Here is a 3,558-nt window from a genome sequence, read left to right as displayed (position 1 = left end):
TGAAGATGCCCGAGACCACGAACAGGATCGCCAGCAGATAGGTCAGGCTGATCACGCCCGCCAGCGGATTGGCCAGGAGGCTGATCCCGGCAAGGATGGCCAGCGCCGCCAGAAGCAGCGACCACAGGCGATGGCTCCAGTCGGTCTCGCGAAAAACCGCGACGGCCTGCAGGATGCCGATCAGCAGGAAGAGCCAGCCGGTCAGCAGCGTCACCGCAATCGACCCGGCCACGGGATTGAGGATCGCGAAGAACCCGGCGATCACGGTGATGATCCCGAGGATGATGAGCAAGGTTCTGTTCTTCATGTGAAACTCCGCCAACGGGGGAATAGGTTCCCGTGGCGAAAAGTCCAGCATGCCGATGCTTCGCCGTCAACACCGGACTGACATCGCACAAAACCGGCACCTCACCGCCCCTGCGGGTCGCGCGCCAGGTCCATGCGGCGGCGCATCTCCTCGATGGCGGCTTCCAGCCCCCGGAAGATCGCCTCGCCCACCAGGAAGTGACCGATGTTCAGCTCCGCCAGTTCCGGGATCGCGGCGATGGGCTCGACGTTGTCATAGGTCAGCCCGTGCCCGGCATGGACCTCCAGCCCCAGGCTGGCGGCAAGCTCCGCCCCGGCCCGAAGCGAGGCCAGCTCCCGGTCCGCCAGCGCGGCGTGGCCATCGGCCAGAAGGTCGGAATAGAGCCCGGTGTGCAACTCCACCACCGCCGCGCCGATCTTCGCGCTGGCCTCGATCTGGCGGGGATCGTGGCTGATGAACATGCTGACGCGGGCTCCGGCCTCGCGCAGCGGCGCGATGTAGTCGCCCAGCCGCGCGGCATCGCCCGCCACGTCAAGCCCCCCCTCGGTCGTCCGCTCCTCGCGCTTTTCCGGCACCAGGCAGACGGCATGGGGCCGATGGCGCAGGACGATGGCCTGCATCTCCGCCGTCGCCGCGCATTCGAAGTTCAGCGGAATCGCGATCCCCGCCATCAGCGCCTCGATATCGGCGTCGCGGATGTGGCGGCGATCCTCGCGCAGATGCGCGGTGATTCCGTCGGCCCCCGCCGTTTCCGCCAGCAGCGCCGCGCGCAAAGGGTCGGGCCAGACCGCCCCGCGGGCGTTGCGCACCGTGGCGACGTGGTCGATGTTCACCCCAAGCCGAAGCTTGCCGGGTCTGTGCAGTGTCTGGGTCATTCCGGCCTTCCCGCGTTTTCCGGCAGTCTACGGCGCGCCGCTGCTGTCGTCACCTGCATCGTCGCCCTTTTCGCCGCGCAGCTTCAGCTTGGCCGCCGCCTCGGCCAGCTTCGCCCGCATCGTCTTGCGGCGGTCGGCCCGATCCTGCGCGGTGGCCGCGCGGGCCTTCTGGTAGGCCTCGACCAGCGGAATGGTGATGTAATAGCCCGCGACACTAAGGATCAGCCCCGGCCCCAGCGCACCGATGAAATAGGGCACATAGATTTCGTGCCAGAACTGGATCAGCCCATCCCAGCGCGTCTTCTCCGGGCCGAAGACCGCCATGAAGTTATACCACAGGTCGCCCCCGGCCCGCGAAAAGGCGCGACCGATGTATTCCGCGTTCAGGGGCGCCTCGATCCCCATGATCCAGTGGCCCAGCGACATCGCCAGCACGGCGAAGAAGGGCGTGGTCAGCGGGTTGGTGTTGAAGGTCGCCAGCAGGGCTGCCAGCACGTTTCCGCGCGCCAGCCGCGCCGCGCCCCAGGCGGCGACGAACTGCAGCCCCGGCAGCGGCAGAAACCCGATCAGCGAGCCCGCGAAGACCCCCCGCGCCACCCGGTGCGGCTGGTCGGGCAACCGGCGCATCCGGTAGACCACATAGCGGATCGCCCGCTTGAAGCCCGAGCGCGGATAGACCTGCTCGCGCAGCCAGGCGCCCCATGTCAAAGGTTCTCTACGCTTGAAGACCACCTGTCCTACGCCCTTCCGCGCCCTTAACGTCGCGCCCGTTCTGCTGGCCTAGGGCCGTCGTGTCAAATCCCGATGACGCGAGATTTGCGCCACGTCGGTCTCGGCCTCCAAAGCCGTCATGACCATGTGCAGGTGCTCAACGTCGCGAAGGTCCACGTCAATTATAAGGCGATAGAAGTCCGGCTTTCTGTCGGTGAACCGCAGGTCCGAGATATTGGCCTTCTGCTCGCCGATCAAGGTGCAGATGCGCCCCAGCACCCCCGCGTCGTTCGAGATCGTGGTGTCCAGGCTCACCGTGAAGACCGGCGAATGCCGCCCCGCCTCCCAGCGCAGGTCGACCCAGCGCGCGGTCTGGTCCTCGAACTCCTCCAGCGCCGGGCAGTCGATGGCATGGACCACCACCCCCTGCCCCCGGTAGGTGATGCCGACGATCCGCTCGCCCGGCACCGGCTGGCAGCAGTTGGCCCGGCGGAAGGTCTGGTCGGCCGTCAGCCCGATCACCGGGCGCTTGTGGTCTACCTCTTCCGCCACCGCCTGCGCCAGTTCGGGATACAGCGTCTCGACCACCCGCCGCGCCGGCATTTCCGCCGAGCCGAGCCGCGCCAGCAGATCGTTCTCGTCGGCCAGCCCCAGCATCTTCGCCGCCGTGCGCAAGGCCTTGTCGCTGGCCTTCTTGCCGACATGGTCGAAGGCCGCCCGCGCCAGCTCCTGCCCCAGCTTGACGAACCGCCCCCGGTCCTCCTCGCGCAAGCTCCGCCGGATTGCCGCCTTCGCCCGCCCCGTGGTCACGATGTCGATCCAGCTGGATTGCGGGCGCTGGCCTTCCGCCGTGATGATCTCGATCGACTGCCCGTTCTTCAGCCGCGTCCACAAGGGCACCCGGATCCCGTCGATCTTCGCCGACACGCAGGAGTTGCCGATCCGCGTGTGGATCGCATAGGCGAAGTCCAGCGGCGTCGCCCCCCGCGGCAGCTGCACCACATCGCCCTTCGGCGTGAAGCAGAACACCTGGTCGGAGTACATCTCCAGCTTGACGTGCTCCAGGAACTCGTCGGTATCCCCTTCGTCCAGCCGCTCGGTCAGGCTTGCGATCCATTTCGCCGGATCGACCGCGAAGGGGTTCGCCGCCCGCACGCCCTCACGGTAGGACCAGTGCGCCGCGACCCCGGCCTCGGCCACCTCATGCATCTCGCGGGTGCGGATCTGCACTTCGACCCGCTTGCCGTCGCGCCCCGAAACCGTGGTGTGGATCGACCGGTAGCCGTTGGTCTTCGGCTGGCTGATATAGTCCTTGAACCGCCCCGGCACCGCCCGCCAGCGCTGGTGGATCACCCCCAGGATACGGTAGCAGTCGGCGACCGACCCGCAGATCACCCGGAAGCCGTAGATGTCGGACAACCGGCTGAAGGCCAGGTCCTTTTCCTGCATCTTGCGCCAGATGCTGTAGGGCTTCTTCGCCCTCCCGAACACATCGGCCTCGATCTGCGCCTTCTCCAGCTCGTGCAGGATATCCGCCGTGATCTTGTGGACCACATCGCCGGATTCCTTCTGCAAGGTCAGGAACCGCCGCAGGATCGAATTGCGCGCCTCGGGGTTCAGGACCTTGAAGGACAGATCCTCCAGCTCCTCGCGCATCCACTGCAT

General features: G+C 67.0%; 4 protein-coding genes. All 4 read right to left on the bottom strand.

Features of this window, described 5'->3' with window-relative positions:
• Positions 1-307 (bottom strand): HdeD family acid-resistance protein (locus tag V7Q39_RS20090; RefSeq protein WP_333818388.1); only part of this gene is annotated, 307 nt, incomplete at its 3' end.
• 101 nt (positions 308-408) lie between these two features.
• The gene (locus V7Q39_RS20085) at positions 409-1,182 is read right to left on the bottom strand and encodes a pyridoxine 5'-phosphate synthase (protein ID WP_443082556.1); all 774 of its coding nucleotides are present in this window, start codon (positions 1,180-1,182) and stop codon (positions 409-411) included.
• 27 nt (positions 1,183-1,209) lie between these two features.
• Entirely contained in the window at positions 1,210-1,890 is a 681-nt protein-coding gene (locus V7Q39_RS20080) for a DUF2062 domain-containing protein (RefSeq protein WP_333818387.1), read from the bottom strand.
• A gap of 72 nt (positions 1,891-1,962) precedes the next feature.
• Positions 1,963-3,558: RelA/SpoT family protein (locus V7Q39_RS20075; RefSeq protein WP_333818386.1), on the bottom strand; the 1,596-nt coding region annotated here is incomplete at its 5' end.

Source organism: Tabrizicola sp. (assembly GCF_036781545.1).
Taxonomy (GTDB): Bacteria; Pseudomonadota; Alphaproteobacteria; order Rhodobacterales; family Rhodobacteraceae; genus Tabrizicola.
The sequence above is the reverse complement of the archived record's forward strand: the minus strand, read 5'-3'. Positions and strand labels throughout refer to the sequence as shown.

Bases quoted from the DNA above. Each gene is read 5' to 3' on its own strand.
- V7Q39_RS20085 (WP_443082556.1), bottom strand. From the start codon at position 1,182: ATGACCCAGACACTGCACAGACCCGGCAAGCTTCGGCTTGGGGTGAAC.